16 protein-coding genes and 1 tRNA gene are annotated in these 14,960 nt (G+C 60.5%); 4 read left to right on the top strand and 13 right to left on the bottom strand.

Annotated features, from left to right (window positions below; all coding sequences use genetic code 11):
- On the top strand, nucleotides 1-704 hold a 704-nt coding region (locus tag HMPREF2806_RS10485), incomplete at its 5' end, for an HNH endonuclease signature motif containing protein (protein ID WP_198531341.1).
- Between the two features lie 68 nt (nucleotides 705-772).
- Here HMPREF2806_RS10485 and HMPREF2806_RS10490 read toward each other — a convergent pair.
- From HMPREF2806_RS10490 to HMPREF2806_RS10540, 11 genes are all read right to left on the bottom strand, one after another.
- The gene (locus tag HMPREF2806_RS10490; protein WP_049156612.1) at nucleotides 773-1,426 is read right to left on the bottom strand and encodes a response regulator; all 654 of its coding nucleotides are present in this window, start codon (nucleotides 1,424-1,426) and stop codon (nucleotides 773-775) included.
- A gap of 11 nt (nucleotides 1,427-1,437) precedes the next feature.
- Nucleotides 1,438-1,650, bottom strand: a complete 213-nt coding sequence (locus tag HMPREF2806_RS10495; RefSeq protein ID WP_070517665.1) for a hypothetical protein — start codon at nucleotides 1,648-1,650, stop codon at nucleotides 1,438-1,440.
- Between the two features lie 48 nt (nucleotides 1,651-1,698).
- Nucleotides 1,699-2,775, bottom strand: coding sequence for a sensor histidine kinase (locus HMPREF2806_RS10500; RefSeq protein ID WP_070512845.1), 1,077 nt, complete (start codon nucleotides 2,773-2,775; stop codon nucleotides 1,699-1,701).
- Between the two features lie 15 nt (nucleotides 2,776-2,790).
- Nucleotides 2,791-3,066: a cell division protein CrgA gene (gene crgA, locus HMPREF2806_RS10505; RefSeq protein ID WP_010188168.1), complete on the bottom strand. Its 276-nt coding sequence runs from the start codon at nucleotides 3,064-3,066 to the stop codon at nucleotides 2,791-2,793.
- Nucleotides 3,067-3,133: 67 nt separating this feature from the next.
- On the bottom strand, nucleotides 3,134-5,074 hold the full coding sequence (gene pknB / locus HMPREF2806_RS10510) for a Stk1 family PASTA domain-containing Ser/Thr kinase (RefSeq protein WP_070512842.1): 1,941 nt from the start codon (nucleotides 5,072-5,074) through the stop codon (nucleotides 3,134-3,136).
- Nucleotides 5,075-5,080: 6 nt separating this feature from the next.
- Nucleotides 5,081-6,499: a serine/threonine-protein kinase gene (locus HMPREF2806_RS10515; protein ID WP_070512838.1), complete on the bottom strand. Its 1,419-nt coding sequence runs from the start codon at nucleotides 6,497-6,499 to the stop codon at nucleotides 5,081-5,083.
- On the bottom strand, nucleotides 6,499-7,929 hold the full coding sequence (locus HMPREF2806_RS10520) for a penicillin-binding transpeptidase domain-containing protein (RefSeq protein ID WP_070517666.1): 1,431 nt from the start codon (nucleotides 7,927-7,929) through the stop codon (nucleotides 6,499-6,501). Before HMPREF2806_RS10520 ends, HMPREF2806_RS10515 begins: the two co-directional genes overlap by 1 nt.
- Entirely contained in the window at nucleotides 7,926-9,278 is a 1,353-nt protein-coding gene (locus tag HMPREF2806_RS10525; RefSeq protein ID WP_070517667.1) for an FtsW/RodA/SpoVE family cell cycle protein, read from the bottom strand. Before HMPREF2806_RS10525 ends, HMPREF2806_RS10520 begins: the two co-directional genes overlap by 4 nt.
- On the bottom strand, nucleotides 9,279-10,616 hold the full coding sequence (locus tag HMPREF2806_RS10530) for a protein phosphatase 2C domain-containing protein (protein ID WP_070517668.1): 1,338 nt from the start codon (nucleotides 10,614-10,616) through the stop codon (nucleotides 9,279-9,281). It lies immediately after the preceding gene.
- Nucleotides 10,613-11,065, bottom strand: a complete 453-nt coding sequence (locus tag HMPREF2806_RS10535) for an FHA domain-containing protein FhaB/FipA (RefSeq protein WP_046648650.1) — start codon at nucleotides 11,063-11,065, stop codon at nucleotides 10,613-10,615. The genes HMPREF2806_RS10530 and HMPREF2806_RS10535 overlap by 4 nt, the downstream gene beginning before the upstream one ends.
- A gap of 44 nt (nucleotides 11,066-11,109) precedes the next feature.
- Nucleotides 11,110-11,934: a DUF3662 and FHA domain-containing protein gene (locus HMPREF2806_RS10540; RefSeq protein WP_070512829.1), complete on the bottom strand. Its 825-nt coding sequence runs from the start codon at nucleotides 11,932-11,934 to the stop codon at nucleotides 11,110-11,112.
- A gap of 190 nt (nucleotides 11,935-12,124) precedes the next feature.
- Between HMPREF2806_RS10540 and HMPREF2806_RS10545 the strand changes: the two genes are divergently transcribed.
- Nucleotides 12,125-12,209: transfer RNA gene (locus HMPREF2806_RS10545), tRNA-Leu, on the top strand.
- A gap of 107 nt (nucleotides 12,210-12,316) precedes the next feature.
- On the opposite strand, the gene HMPREF2806_RS10550 is transcribed toward HMPREF2806_RS10545, so the two are convergent.
- The gene (locus HMPREF2806_RS10550) at nucleotides 12,317-12,952 is read right to left on the bottom strand and encodes an Abi family protein (protein ID WP_070512825.1); all 636 of its coding nucleotides are present in this window, start codon (nucleotides 12,950-12,952) and stop codon (nucleotides 12,317-12,319) included.
- A gap of 207 nt (nucleotides 12,953-13,159) precedes the next feature.
- On the opposite strand from HMPREF2806_RS10550, the gene HMPREF2806_RS10555 reads away from it, so the two are divergent.
- Together HMPREF2806_RS10555 and HMPREF2806_RS10560 are read left to right on the top strand one after the other, a co-directional pair.
- A complete protein-coding gene (locus HMPREF2806_RS10555; RefSeq protein ID WP_070512821.1) occupies nucleotides 13,160-13,876 on the top strand; it encodes an ASCH domain-containing protein in 717 nt (238 codons plus the stop codon).
- 48 nt (nucleotides 13,877-13,924) lie between these two features.
- Nucleotides 13,925-14,338, top strand: a complete 414-nt coding sequence (locus HMPREF2806_RS10560; protein ID WP_070512818.1) for a hypothetical protein — start codon at nucleotides 13,925-13,927, stop codon at nucleotides 14,336-14,338.
- 2 nt (nucleotides 14,339-14,340) lie between these two features.
- Here HMPREF2806_RS10560 and HMPREF2806_RS10565 read toward each other — a convergent pair.
- A partial coding sequence (locus HMPREF2806_RS10565; RefSeq protein WP_232745424.1) for a hypothetical protein occupies nucleotides 14,341-14,960 on the bottom strand: 620 nt, incomplete at its 5' end.

Below are 14,960 nucleotides of genomic sequence, written 5' to 3' on the forward strand. Positions count from 1 at the left end.
AGGTGGGGCCGCATTCGTTGACGATTACTGATTCGCCGCTGCGCATTAGTGAGATGCGCGGGACGTTGGAGTCGATTAATCCGGCTGATTTGTTGGATGCGGCAGGCCAGGTGTTTTTCAACCAGGCGCATGGGGGCACTAAGCCTGCGGTAGCTACCAATGTGGTTGTGACCTTGGATGAGTTGGACCAGATTGCGCGGGGTGAGGGCGATGATATTGAGCTGGTACTCACCAACGGTGGGCGGATGACGGGTCGGGAGTTTGTTTCTTATAAGTTTGCTGAGGTTGGGTATGTGACGTTGGTGCATCCAACGATTGGGCCGGTGTGGTTGCACAGGGTGCGGCGTTTGGCTGGGTTTGAGCAGCGGATTATGGCCAGTGCGGAGCATCCGACGTGTGCGCGTGAGGGGTGTAATAAGCCGGCGGATTATTGTCAGGTGCATCATTTGGTGCCGTGGCAGGCGGGTGGGACCACGGATCCGCCGAATTTGACGATGTTGTGTGCTTATCACAATGGCATTAATGATGATGATCCGGATAAGCCGACTGGTGCTGGCTATGTCTTCCGGTTGCGGGGTGGGGTGGGTTATGTGCCACCCTGGGCGGAGCCGATTACGTCCCAGCCGGCGTACAAGGCAGCGCAAGCAGCATTGAAGCAGCAGGCTAACGGGGACGTACTCGACGCAGTACCGCCGGATACCTAAACCCCAATCCCAAACACACGCTGAAGCGGAAGCCACCGGGTGGCTCCCGCAACATCGGCGATCCCTACTTAGGAGCCAGCGCCACCTAAAATTTTGGTCACCAGGTTTAGGCGCGTGCTGGCGCCGAAGATGGTGATGAGGCGCGAGACGTGCTTCTTCACGGCCGATTCCGAATAGTGGGTGGCGGCGGCGATCTCTGAATTGGAGTTGCCGGCGAGGAGGAGTTTGAGGACGGCTATTTCGGCGTCGTGAAGCTCGTGGCTCTCAATGGCGGCGGCGACGGGATCGCGTGGGGTGGCGGGCTCACCGATGTAGTCGACCAAACGGTGCATGGCGGCGGGCGCCACGACGGTGCCACCTTCCACAGCGGCGCGAACCGCCTCAATGATGGAGCGCGGGCGTTGGTTCTTCAAGATATAACCCGCGCCGCCCGCCCGCAGGATCTTCAGCATCGTGTCATCCGAGTCGAAGGCGGTCACCGCCAAAAACGTCGGGGGATTCGGTCCAGAATTAAGGTGCTTGAGCAGCGTAATGCCGTCCATGTGTGGCATGTGAATATCGGCGAGGACGAGGTCCGGATTGACTTCTTCAATCTGCGCTAAGCAATCCGCACCATTGGTTGCCTCACCGACCACCGTGATGTCTTCGGTGGTCTGGAAATAGACGCGGAGCGTCGAGCGAACGAGCTCATCATCATCAACGAGGAAAACCCGAATGCTCATGGAGAAACAGTTTAGCCGCACCACCAGCGCTGGGGGCTGGTGGAGCAACGGAAGTGGTCGGCGAATTCGCTCGCGTACGACCTGTAGAAGGTGAATCCGGTGGACTCAGTGCTCTCAGTTGCGGTGGTTGCAGCGGTAGCTTCAACAGGAGTCTCAGCAGCGCTGGCAATTGGTGCCGAGAACAGCGCGAGTGCTGCGGCGGCAACGGCGAGGGAAGTACGCATGTCGAACCTTTTAAAATCTAAGAAATAGCGGACTATCGGGCAATCTTACTATATTTTCCTTAGGCAGGCGGCCGGAAGAGAAAGGCGTGTGACCCAGAGATTGCCTTCTTTGCCGCTGCCGAAGCTGCCGTGCATCCTGCGAACACGGCGGGCGATTTCCCCCAAGCCCAGATTCGTCGTCATGTACTGGCGTGATTGTTGCGCCGCAATCTCGGAAGTGATCACGAGGTCGATGGATTTGGAGCTGCCGGTGGCCTCGATGCTCACACGGGATTCAGGGCGAGCGTACTTGAGGATGTTAATGGCGAGTTCAGAGAACACGAGGGAGAGCTTTTCCGGTAGCGCGAGCTCACCGTTCTTGCCTACATTGATCTGTGCTTCGCAGTGGAAGCCGTGGCTGCTCAGGAAGCTAACCATGGTGTCGAGGTCTTCTTCCAAGGACTTAACTCCCTGAGTCACGCTCTCATTCTTCATCACGCGCAATAGATCACGGACCTCGCCCATGGCCCGGCGGGCGTCGTTAGCAATCGCTTCCGCGGAGTCAGCCGCGGAGGGATCCGTTTGGGTCAGCGCCAAGGTTTCGGAGCGCATGACCACGGAGGTTAGCGTCGCAGCCACCGAATCATGAAGGGCGGTCATCAGCGCCTCGCGTTGCTCGGCGGCGCGCTGTTCGGCGGCAAGACGCTGGTCCCGGTTTTTGCGCAGCGCGGCCCCAATGACGATGGCTACCGCATACAAGATGAGAGGCAGCGACAGGTTCAAGGGATCGAAATCCGGAAGATAGTTGTTCGCAGGATCCGTCGTGACGAGGTAGGTGTACGCCACCGCTGGAAGGACCGCCCACAGCCAGCGCGTGCGAAACGCCACGATGCCCACGATGACGGGGCTCCACGCCAAGAGCAGGAAAGACCGCCACTCCGAGAGCCACACCGTCAGCGCAAAAAGCGCACCGTATCCGCAGGCCGCCACAAGAGGGTAGCGGAGGGCCAGCGGCGTCAGCGTGACACCGAGGCCGGCGAGTACGAGTGCGCCAGGGGTGAGGAAGCTTTTGTCGACCGTGACGGTGAGCATCACCAGAATGATGCAGCCGACACCGGCGATGCTATAGAACCTCGAGGAGTTCATTGGCGGCGATGAAAACTAACGCCAGCCCATCGTCATCAACAGGCCGATGATGGCCAGGCCGAAGCCGATGCCGTAGTTCCACGGGCCCAGCTCCTGCATGAACGGAATGGACTCGCCCGCCAGGTAGTTCACGACCAGCCAGAGCAGGCCGAGGAGCATGAGGCCCAGCATGATGGCGATGTACCACTTCGGGGTGCCCTCAGAGTTGATCTTGACCGGGGTGCGGTTAGTAGCAGAGCTGGAGGACTGCGGGAGTGCGGAGCCCTCCGTCGTGATCTTGGACTTTGGCATTGTTACACCTTCACGAAGAATAGGGGGGTTAATCTGTGGAATACCTTAGCAGCTGCGGCAATTAGAGCTACTGCGGCAGCAGCGCCGCAGGGTCAAACTCCCAGAACCGGACGTGGATGGTCGCATCCTTGCGGATGACATCGCCGCGGCTTGCCGACGCCCACCCAATCTTGTCGCTGTCGATCGGGTTAGACGTTGGGATGCGCTCGCCCACGTCGAGGGAGCCAGACCAGCCCTTGGCGCGCAGCGCGGATTCGGCTTCCTGCTGGGTGGAATGCGTCAGGTCCGGTGCCTGGATGAGCATCGCGTTCGAGACCTCCAGGGTGACCTGGCTGCCCTTGGGCAGCTTCTGGCCCTTCTCGACGACCCTGAGCACCTGGTTTTCCGGAAGCTCAGAGTCCACCGAGTTCACGTTGACGTCAAAGTCCATGGAGGACAGCATCTCGACCGCGCGGTCACGATCCATGCCGCTGACATCCGGGACGCTAACTTCCTTCTGACCCTTGGAGACGGTGATCCGCACCTTCGAGCCCTTGGACAGCTGCGTACCGCCCGCCGGGTTCTGGGAAATGATCTCGCCCGCGGGGGCCTCATCATTCACCTGCTCGACGTCGGTGTGGAGCTCTAGCTCGGCTTCCTCCAGCGCGGCGGTGGCTTCATCCAGCTTCATGCCGGTGAGATCCGGGACCTCGGTGACCTCCTTGCCGGAGGACACCGTCAGCGTGACCGAGGAGTTCTTCTGCAGCTCTGAGCCTTCCGCAGGGTTGATGCGGATGACCTTGCCGCGCGGTACATCGGGGCTGGCTTCCTCGTTGATGCTTACCAGCAGGCCAAGCTTCTCTAGTTCCTCCACGACTTCGTTGCGCGGGCGGTTGGCCACCTTCGGGATAGTCACCATGTTCGCGCGCTGGGCTGCTTCATGCTGCTCCTGCTCGCGCTCGCGGGCCTCTTGGCGGGAGCTATCCCAGAAGTCCCAGGCAAAATAACCAATGATGGCGACGAGAGAGGCCGCGAGCAGCGCCGCCAGCCACTTCAGACCGGAGCCGGACTCATCGTCTTCAGAGGGACGAGTCGAGGCCACCGGTGCGCGGTGCTGCGCGGCCACGGGTGCCACCATCGTGGTGGGGTGATCCTCATCGTTGACGTGGGAGCGTGCTGCCTCCGGCAGCTGGCCCTGGGCCAAACGCTCGAGGTCATCGCCCATCTCCCAAGCAGATTGGTAGCGGTCCGCAGGGTGCTTGGCCATCGCCGTGAGCACGACGGCGTCGACGCCGAGCCGCTGCCGTTCCGTCAGATCTTCAGTGATGAGCTCCGAGGGTGGTGCCGGATCCTCCTGCACATGCTGGTAAGCCACCGCAAAAGGTGTTTCACCTTCAAACGGCGTGCGGCCGGTAACCGTTTCATACATGACGCAGCCCAAAGCGTAGACGTCAGAGCGGGCGTCGGCAGGCTTGCCGCGGGCCTGTTCCGGCGAAAGGTACTGCGCGGTGCCGATGACAGCAGAGGTTTGCGTCATCGCCGACGTGGAATCATCCAGCGCGCGGGCGATGCCGAAGTCCATGACCTTCACCTGGCCGGTGTTGGTCAGCATAATGTTGGCCGGCTTGATATCGCGGTGGATAATCCCGGCCTCGTGGGAAGACTGCAAAGCATCCGCCACCGGTTTGAGCACGCGCGCGGCTTCTTCGACCGGCATGGGGCCATCCTCACGGACGATGTCGCGCAAGGTGCGGCCCTGCACGTATTCCATGACGATATAGGGAACCATCAGGCCTTCGACGTCCTTTTCACCCGTGTCGAAGACGGCAACGATGTTCGGGTGATTGAGCTTGCCGGAATTCTGGGCCTCGCGGCGGAAACGCTCGCGGAAGTTGACGTCGCGCGCCATGTCGGGGCGCAGCATCTTGATGGCGACGGTGCGCCCCAAAACGGAGTCCTCGGCTTCGTACACCTCGGACATGCCGCCGGTGCCGATGGACTGGCGGAGGTGGTACCGATCACTGACCATGGTGGGTTACTGGCCTCCCTGTAGTGCGGATTCTTCGGTGGGGTTGCTCTGTGAGTCTAGTTCGGGCGCGGGCGTTGGGCTGTCATTGACCTGCGGTTGCGTCTCCTCCGTAGGGAACTCGGGCGGCTCCTGATGGGTCGTGCGTTCCGTGGTCACCGGCGGGGCGGGGATGACCGAGTGCGTCGTGGTAACGGTGACCCGGGTCGGCTCCTCCTCGACGGTGGTGATCTCGACAGTCTCGGGGGTTTCCGTTTCCTCTTCCTCCGTGGTCTCCGGCACAACTGTCTCCGTCACGATGACCTCCGTCGGCGCTGGTGGTGGGGTCGGTGCCGTGTTCCCCCACATCCGGTAGGCCATGAGTCCGACGGCCACGAGGGCGGCGATGGCCACGGCGATGAGCAACCCGGTGCCGAAACCACCCTTCTTGTCGGGGCGCTCCTCCGGCTGCGGTGTAGAAGGCTGGACGGCTGGTCGCACCGTGGTGGGCTGCGCCATGTTGGCCAGCATTTCCGTCGAGGCGGAGGGTGAGGGTTCATCGGCGATGGGCGCGAGTGCTGCGGATTTGGGCTGCGGCGGGCGCTGGCCTTGGCGTACGGCCGAGATCGCATTGGTGAACTCGTTGCCATCAGCGAAGCGGGTGTTGGGGTCCTTGCGCAGGGCCATGCCGATCAGTTCCCGGGTGGGCGCGCTAATCGACGTCGACAAGGGCTCCGGCGCCTGACTAATGTGCGCCAGCGCCACCGATACCGAGGAATCACCGCTGAAGGGGCGCTTGCCGGCCAGCATCTCGTAGCCCACCACACCGAGTGAATAGACATCCGACGTTGGGCCGACCTCGTAGCCCTGGGCCTGCTCGGGGGAGACGTACTGGGCGGTGCCGACGACCATGCCGGTGCGGGTCAGCGGCACGGCGGCGGCGGCCTTGGCGATGCCAAAGTCGGTGATCTTGACCTGCCCGTTTTGGGTAATCATGAGGTTGCCGGGCTTGATATCGCGATGCACCAGGCCCATGTGGTGGATCACGGACAGGCCGTGGGAGGCCTGCTCCATGACGTCGAGCGCCAGCGTTTCCGGCAGCGCGCCCTCGCGAGCCAAGAGGTCTGCCAGGGATTCGCCGCGGATGTACTCCAGGGCCATGTAGCAGAAGGTGCGGCCGTTGTCCTCGAGCTCGCGGTAGTCGTAGGTGGCCACGACGTTCTCGGAATCAATGGACTCTGCCGCCTTGGCCTCGTTGCGGAAGCGCGAGAGAAACTCGTTGTTGTCCGAGAACTCGGGGCGCAGGACCTTGAGGGCGACTTCGCGGTCATTGTGGACATCATCCGCCAGCCACACCGTGGACATGCCGCCGTGGCCGACGATCCACTGCAGCTGGTAGTCCTCACCGATCAGTTCTTGGAGGTGCTTTTTGTTATCTGCACTATTCACTACTGCTCACCTCCGTATGCGCGCAGGATGGCACGGCCGATGGGCGCGGAGACCTGGCCACCGGTGGCATTTTGGCCAAGGTGCCCGCCGTCCTTGACCACGACGCCCACCGCGATGTCCTTGTCTGGGTCGAAGGCCACGTACCACGCGTGCGGGGCGAGGCCCTCACCGTGCTCGGCGGTGCCAGTCTTCGAGGCAAAACCGTTTCCGTCGTAGCCGAAGGTGCTGCGTTCGGAAGCGAACATGAGGTCCTTGATGGTGTTGGCTGTTTCTTCATCAACAGCTTCGGCGGCCTGACGTGGTGTGGTGGTGCGCAGCTCATTCATTTGGGCATCGGTGATGCGGTTGACCAGGTAGGGTTCCATGCGCTTGCCCTGGTTGGCGATGGTGCCGGCCATGATGGCTGCCTGGAGGGCGGACATGGTCACGTCGCGCTGGCCGATGGCGGATTGGGCGACTTGGGCGCCGTCGCCAAGCTCACCGAGCGCGCCAGCGGAAGTATTAACACCCAACGAGTATTTCTCACCCACGCCGAAGCCCTCGGCGTACTTGCGCAGCTCATCGGCGCCGATGCTCTCCGACATCTGCACAAAGGCCGTGTTGCAGGACAGCGCGAAGGCCGTCTGCAGGGTGACGCTGTCCGCGCCGCCGCAGGACTGGTTGCCGTAGTTGGTGAGCTCCGTGACGGTATCGGGCAGCGTAATGGACGCTGCGCCGGTCAGCGTGGAGTTCGGCTCGAAGCCGTTGTTCAGGCCTGCTGCAGTGGTGATGATCTTGAAGATGGAGCCAGGGGGAAGGGTGTCCTGCGTGGCGTGGTTGACCAGCGGGGTGCCTTCCTGGTTCTGCAGCTGTTCCCACTTCTCGCCAGCGTTATCACCGAGCAGGTCGGAGACGTTGAAGCTGGGGGAGGAGGCCATGGCCAAAATCTTGCCCGTCGAGGGCTGGATGGCTACGGCCGCGCCGTTATAGCCCGGTCCAGCGAGCTGATCGTAGGCGGTTTGCTGTAGGGCTGGATCGACGGTGACTTCGACGTTCGCGCCCTTTTGCGGCTTGCCGGAGAGTATATCGAGCCAATTGCGCGCCAGGAGCGAATCATCCTTGCCATTGAGGATGTCATTCTGGGAGGCCTCCAGCTGGGAGGCGCCGAAGCGCTCCGAGAGGTAGCCGGTGATGTTGGCAAAGGCCGGGGAGTCGGCGGGGTAGGAGCGGGAGTAGTTGCCCTCGGCGTCGGCAGTGGACTGCGCCAGCACCGTGTTGCCAGCGAAGATCTGGCCACGCGGGGTCGTGCGCATCTCCAGGTAGCCGCGAACGTTCTTAGGGTTATGGGCGTACTTATCCGTCGAAAACGCTTGCACCACCGTGAGGTTTACCAGGAGGATGGCAGTGAGGATGAGGGAAAAAAGGGCGACGAGGCGGATCGATCGGTTCATCGGATGGCCTCCTGGACGGCGGGGAACATGGACGTGTCAGTGGGTGCGTTTGAGCTCAGCTCGCGCGCCGGGCGGCGTGCCGCGTTGGAGATGCGCAGCAGGATGGCCAGCAGCATGTAGTTGGCCATGAGCGAGGAGCCACCCGCAGACATGAACGGCGTGGTCAAGCCCGTCATGGGCAGCAGCGCGGAGATGCCGCCGGTGACGACGAAGACCTGCACGGCCAGCGTCAGGGCCAGCCCTGAAGAGACCAGTTTGCCATAGGTATCACGGCAGGTCAGCGCGGTGCGGAAGCCGCGGGAGACGAGCATGGCAAACAGCACAAGTACCGCGGCGAGGCCAACCAACCCGAACTCTTCACCGATTCCGGCCAGGATGAAGTCCGAGTGCGCTACCGGCACCATGTCCGGGTGGCCCTGGCCTAGGCCGGTGCCGGTAATGCCGCCGGAGGACATGCCGAAGAGCGCCTGGGAGAGCTGGTAGCCGGTGGAATCATAGTTAGCCAGCGGATCCAGGAAGTTGGAGAAGCGTTGCTGGATCTTCTCCGAGACCTGGTAGATGCCGAAGCCACCGATGCCCACGAGGATGACGCCAATGAGCAGCCAGCTCACGCGGTTGGTGGCCATGAAGAGCATGCCGAGCACGGTGCTAAACAGCAGCAGAGCCGGGCCGAAGTCATTGGAAATGCCCATGATGACAATCGCGATGCCCCAGATCACCAGGATGGGGGCGAGATCTCGCAGGCGCGGCAGGGAAATACCCAAGAACTTGTAGCCGGCCACCGTGAACAGTGAGCGCTTCTGGGTCAGCAGCATGGCGAAGAACAAAATCAGCAGGATCTTGGAGAACTCACCCGGCTGGATGGAAAAGGGTCCGAGCCACAGCCAGATGCGGGCGTCGACGCCCGGCGGCTGCGGCCACACCAGGGGTAATGCGAGGAGGATCAGGCCGAGCGCACCCAAGATATAGGAGTATCGGGTGAGCGAGCGGTGATCACGCAGGAGGACGAGCACCAGCGCGAAGAGAATGAGGCCCACGATGGTCCACATCACCTGCCGCACCGCCAGCCCGCCTCCGTTAGCTAGATCGAGGCGCTGCAACAGAATGAGCCCGGTGCCGTTGAGCACCGCGACGATGGGCAGCATGAGCTGATCCGCATAGGGTGCCAGGAAACAGAGCACCAAGTGAGCGACAGCAAAGACGCCGATGAAACCGCCGACGAGGTAGAGCACATCGAGTGTCAGCACGTTGCCTTGGGACAGCTCAAGGCTGACCAAGGTGATGGCGAAAACCACGGTGGCCAGCACGAGCAGGCCGAATTCGGTGCCGCGGGAGAAGAATTTACTCACCTACTTCACCTCCCGGCAGTTTCCTTTGGACGCGCTCTTGTCATCTTTTCCGTCTTTTCCGTCTTTCGAGGCCTTCGGGCAAGGCTTGAGCGCCTTGTCCGAGAGCTGCGACAGCTGCGTTTGCACCTCGTCATAGGAGCCGGAGGGCAGGTTGCCCACAGCGGCACGTTCAGATTCGGGCAAATCCTTCAGCGTGAACGGCGCAAAGTCGCCCGCGCACTCTCCGTGCCCGAGCTTGAGCGCATTGTCCTTGCCTAGGCACGCATTCTGATACGTGTGGTGCAGCGGGCGGCCAAAGATTTCATAATCCGCACCCTGCTGGATAGTGAGGGTGCCACCCTCATCCGTAGCCACGTAATAGTTATTGCCCAGATAATTCTTCATCCAGAGCCCGCCACTGACGACGAGCACGATGACGATGGCAAGGCATGCAATCACCTTCCACCCAATCCGGCTTCGCTGGGGCCGCCGCTGTGGTTCCTCCTGGGGCTTCTCCTCAGCGGCCTGGGCTTTTGGGGGCGAGATCAGCTTTGCGGCGCGGCTCGCGGAAGAATCCGGGTGCGTCGGCTCCGGAACAACACCTTGGATGGCGCCGACGGTGATGGGGGAGTCCTCGTCACCCTCCGCTTCCACGACCTCCGCCACCACAATGGTGACGTTGTCAGGGCCGCCGGAGCGCAGCGCCAGATCCCGCAGGGTGGTAGCGGCCTCTTCGACCGTGCCCTGCTTCAGCGCCTGCTCGATGGTGGAGGCCGTTACCGGATCCGATAGGCCATCCGAGCACAGCAGGAGGCGGTCGCCCGGTTCAGCATCGAGCATAAAGAGAGTCGGCTCCACCGGGCGGCCCGTGTAGGCCTTGAGGATCAACGACTTCTGCGGATGGGAGGAGACATCCTCCGGATCGAGCTTTCCCTCATCCACTAGGGACTGCACATAAGTGTCATCCTTGGTGATCTGGGTCAGCTTCCCCTTACGCAGCCGGTAGCCGCGGGAATCACCCACGTGGCACACGCCGAACTCGGAGCCGTTAAAAAGCAGGGCGGTCAGCGTGGTGCCCATGCCCTCCGTCTCCGGGTGCTCATCCACGTGCTCGCGGATCGCCGCATTGGCGTCTTCCGCCGCCGCGCCGAGCAGGGCCAGCATGTCGTTGTCGCCCGGATCACGCTCGAGGGAGGCCATGTGCTCCACCATGGTGGTGGAAGCGACCTCGCCGGCAGCGTGGCCACCCATGCCGTCGGCCAGCACCAGCAGGTGCGGGCCCGCGTGGGCGGAATCCTCATTGTTTTCGCGGACCAATCCGCGGTCCGTCACTGCAGTAAAAGTCAGGCTTAAAGTCATGCCATCAACCTCACGGTCGTTCGGCCAAGTTTGATATCGGAGCCGACTCCGACTCGTTCTGGCTGGTCAATGCGAACGCCACCAACAAAGGTGCCGTTGCGGGATTCGAGGTCCTCCACGAACCACTCGCTGCCCCTGCGGAACAGGCGGGCGTGGTGGCCGGAGGAGAAATCATCACCGGTGACAAAGTCACAGTCTTGCGCGCGGCCCATCGTACAGTCTTCGAGCGTGCCCAGTTCCATGTGGGAACCGCGCAGCGGCCCGTCCACGATGGCGATTTCACGCGGCGCTTCGCGACGCCTCTGGGCCCCCTTCACCGGGGACGATGCCTGGTAGACGCCGGCGGCCTTATTGGCGTCGCGGCGCATGGCGTTGAGCGCGACCAAGATAAACAGCCACAGCAACACCAGCAGGCCGATGCGCAGCGAGAGCAGCACGATCGAATCCATGAAAAGTCCTTACGCTAAGAATCTGGGAACACTTGCCGGGCGGCTTAGTAGCCCTGGTCTTCGAGGCCGGTGATGCGCACCTCGATGTGGGAGTGACCGAGGGTGATCACGTCGCCGTCGGCAAGCAGCCAGTTCTCAATCGGGGTGTCGTTGACGGTGGTGCCGTTCGTGGACTGCAGGTCCACCAGCACGGCGTCCTGGCCGTTCCAGGTGATCTCCGCGTGCTGGCGGGACACACCGGTATCCGGCAGGCGCAGGTCCGCGTCGTTGCTGCGGCCCAGAATATTGGAGCCCTCCTGCACGTGGTAGACGCGGGAGGAGCCGTCCTGCAACATGAGCGTCACCGCAGGGCCCTGCGGCGCTGGCTGATTCGGGGTGGGGGCCATGAAGGCGGTGGTTGCGGCCTCGTCGGCGTTGTGCGGCTGGGTCATAGAGTCCTCCTGACCATGGTCGTGGTGGAAAATCGCATCGAATCCGGTTTCTTCGGTGGGCTCGTGATCCAAAAAAGAGGACACGCGCAACTGCCCAGTCCGCAGCCCCGACTCCTCCGCGATGCGGACGATGACCGGCCCGGCGAGGGACCAGCCACTGTTACGGATGAAGCGGGTGAGCTGATCAGCTAGATCCTTGGGAACATCCCGGTCCTGTGAGAGATTCTCGATGTCCTTGGAGGACACGCCGACGGTCATGACGTTGGGGCTATAAAGCTTGCCATCATCACCGCGGGACAGATTGTCTTGCGCCTCCTGCTTGAGAAGCTCCTCAATCTCTGCGGGGACGACTTTACCGCCGAAGACAAAGGCCATGCCGTTGTCCAGTCCGCGTTGCAAGGAAGAATCCAGCTTGGCGAGCTTGTCAAGAAATGCCATAGGGTAACGCCGTCCTCCTTTCGGGATGTTCAAGGGAGAGGTATAGCAGCGATCAGTATAGGTTGCTTTCCTCTATTTAACGTAGACGCGCGGCCTATAGTTCCCTGGAAAGTTCGGGTTTGCCAGCGGATTTGTAGAATCTGTTGGACTGCGTGCTAAGGTTAGCTAGTCGCCAAGACATCAATACCCTGCCCGGGTGGCGGAATTGGCAGACGCGCTGGCTTCAGGTGCCAGTGTCCTTATAGGACGTGCGGGTTCAAGTCCCGCCCCGGGCACGCTGTGAAGTCTCGAGACATCGTTCCGGTCGGTGTCTCGAGATTTTTCTTTTTCAGTGGCCTGAGTTCGCTAGGCCAGTACGACGTATCAAGAAAGCGTCAATGGATTAAGGTCGTTGTGCCCGTATAGCGGGGACGCGTGAATTGTCTTTGATCCATACCGCGGCGTGAGGATCAATGAAGTCCGCTACTTCTTGAATAGCGTTATCAACGGAGTCGAGATGTGCGACTTCACGGGCTCTATCGCGTTGTTGAACGATTGATTCGTGGTGAGAGCACCTATTCCTCATTTTGTAAACAATGACTACAAGTTCTTCAAACTGCTGTCTACTGTCAGGCGTTCTCTTCAACGCCTTCTTTACCTGGGGCCAGATACTCGCCTGATAGTGACTACTCAAGAGGAAACGCCAGAAGTCGAAGCTGAGTTCAGCGATGATTTTTCCTGGTGGTGCACCTTCCTTCCCGGCCCGTTTCTTCGCTTTGCGGATATTCTTCTTCGCTGCATCGTTGAAAGGGATTCGATCGTTGTCAAACCATCGCTCGCCGTACCTTCCGGTTAGGGCATTGTGAATGCTATTTCGGAGGAGTACTTCGAGGTGTTCGATGTCTGCGAGATAGGTTTTCGTGAGGTGAGTATTCCAAAGGTAGAGCGTTTCTGGTGATGGATGATCGGCGTACCTGCTCATTCGCGCAGATGAAAACCACTGGGACAGCTGTACTTGGGCTGGGCTTGGATTATCCATATGGATATGATAATGTGCGCTTTGAAAACCCCGGAACGATCCCTGCACTACGAAAGTAGGAGTAAATCGCCGGGGTTATTGATATCTTCGGGGAATTATAGCGGCCAGAAATTCGAAGTTTTTCGCCCTTATTTACCGTGAATGACAGCGACAGATTTGTGATCCCTTGGGCTTGGGAGTTGTGGCAGTAGCAGCTACCTTTGAAGGATGATTACTAATGAACTCCGAGAACTACTGACCGCAGCCACGACCCATGCGCAGCGTTTCCACGACGGGGTAGATCACACCGTAGCCGCAGCCCTCCTGACCGAATCCGGCAAACACGTGCTCGGTTTAAACGCATATCATTTTCTCGGTGGCCCCTGTGGTGAAATCTCGGCCTTAGCTAACCACGCTGCTAGTCATCCAGAGGATCCGATCCGAGCGGTAGTCGCCGTCCACGGTCCGACTGGCCAGGTGCTTTCGCCCTGTGGAAAGTGCCGCCAAGTGCTATTTGATACTGATCCGTCTATCCGGTGCATCGTGCGCGGAAGCAATGGACTTGAAGCACTCACTGTGGAAGAGCTCTTACCGTTCGCATATAACTGGCGTGACATGGACAAAGAGCAACGCATCTATATGTGGGAAGGTTACGAGGAATCAATTCGAAGCGGAGAAAAGCAACAAACCATTCGGGTGGATGATCCCTTCCATGAAGGAAGCGCCCAGATTGTCTTTGAGAAAGAATCCGGAGAGGTCGTCACCATTCCCGCAGCGGTCACGTCAGTTGTTTCTACCCAGCGGAGGTCCTTGACGGAGGAACAAGCCCGAAGAGATGGCTTTGGCTCTCTTGCTGAGCTTCATGAAGCGCTTGATACTCACTATCCCGGATTAGCTGAGGACGACGAAGTCGACGTCGTTGAGTTCACGCTCCGCAAGGCTTAAAAGCTTTGGCGAAGCCCACGCGGAAATGATTTTACCTAGACTGTCGGTATGTTCGGCCCCGCTTCCGCCCTGCCACCGCGGCTTATAGATTTCCCTGTGCTGCGGTTACCGTTTGTGGAGTTCGTGCTTGTTGGGCTGCTGGTGGCCCTCTTTTTCGTCGATACGCAAGGAACTGATGCTGAGAGTGGCTTCCTTGCAGTCTTTGTGCTTCTTCCCGCACTCGTGTTTCTGGGAATTGCTTACCTTGTTTCCCTGCCCATGCAGCGGAAGGTCATTACAGATTTCCGCCTGGATGCCGTTTTCGTCGTTATCGGGGCGGTTGGTCTCTTCGGCTGGATCGAGCAGATGCTCATCGCTTTGCCCTTCCTGTGCTGCCTACCCGTGGGGCTTTCAGCACTGATTCGCAGAGGCATCGCCTTTGCGTTGTGGAAGAAGGGTAAAGGCCCTCAACTGCCGGAATGAGGTTACGCGCTTTGCCAGCGCATCCTGCCATCAGAAGCGGGTGCGCATGTCATCGGGACACCTCTCTTTGATACGCCGCTTCCGCCGCTGCAATACGCGCCGGGATGAACGTAGTTCTCCTGCACGGCGGGTGCTTCATACACCGCGGCGGCTTCTTGAACTGGAGGATTCGCAGCCAGCATCTCGTCCGAGCACTGTTGCGTCCAGCCAGAGGTTCCATCGCTGAAGAATGTCGTTCCGGTTTCGTGCAGCGAAGGGTCTCCACAAGATGCGATGGTTTTCTCCATCGGAGAAGGCTGCGCCGCGCCGGGAGCCTCGGTGAAGCCGATGACTTCCTCTTGTGGTTGATCTATGTTGACGCCTTCGACGTTTTCCTCGGTAGCGGGGAGGGTGGGCTGTGGGCCCTCGTCTGCTGTTTCGGCAGTGGTGCTGGCTGTGCTTGTCGACGGCCCACTGCTACTCGTCGAGGTATTCGTGGAAGGTTCGAGGTCGAGGGAACAGCCGCTGAGAAAGAAGAGTGCAGCGGCAAGAGAGAGAAATCGCTTCATCACAGGTCCTAATGATATGCCGTGGTGTGCGGTGAGCACGCTGTTGCGACCGGCTATTTGGTAGCAGTGTCGTG

This window comes from Corynebacterium sp. HMSC076G08, from assembly GCF_001811515.1.
Classification (GTDB): domain Bacteria; phylum Actinomycetota; class Actinomycetes; order Mycobacteriales; family Mycobacteriaceae; genus Corynebacterium; species Corynebacterium hiratae.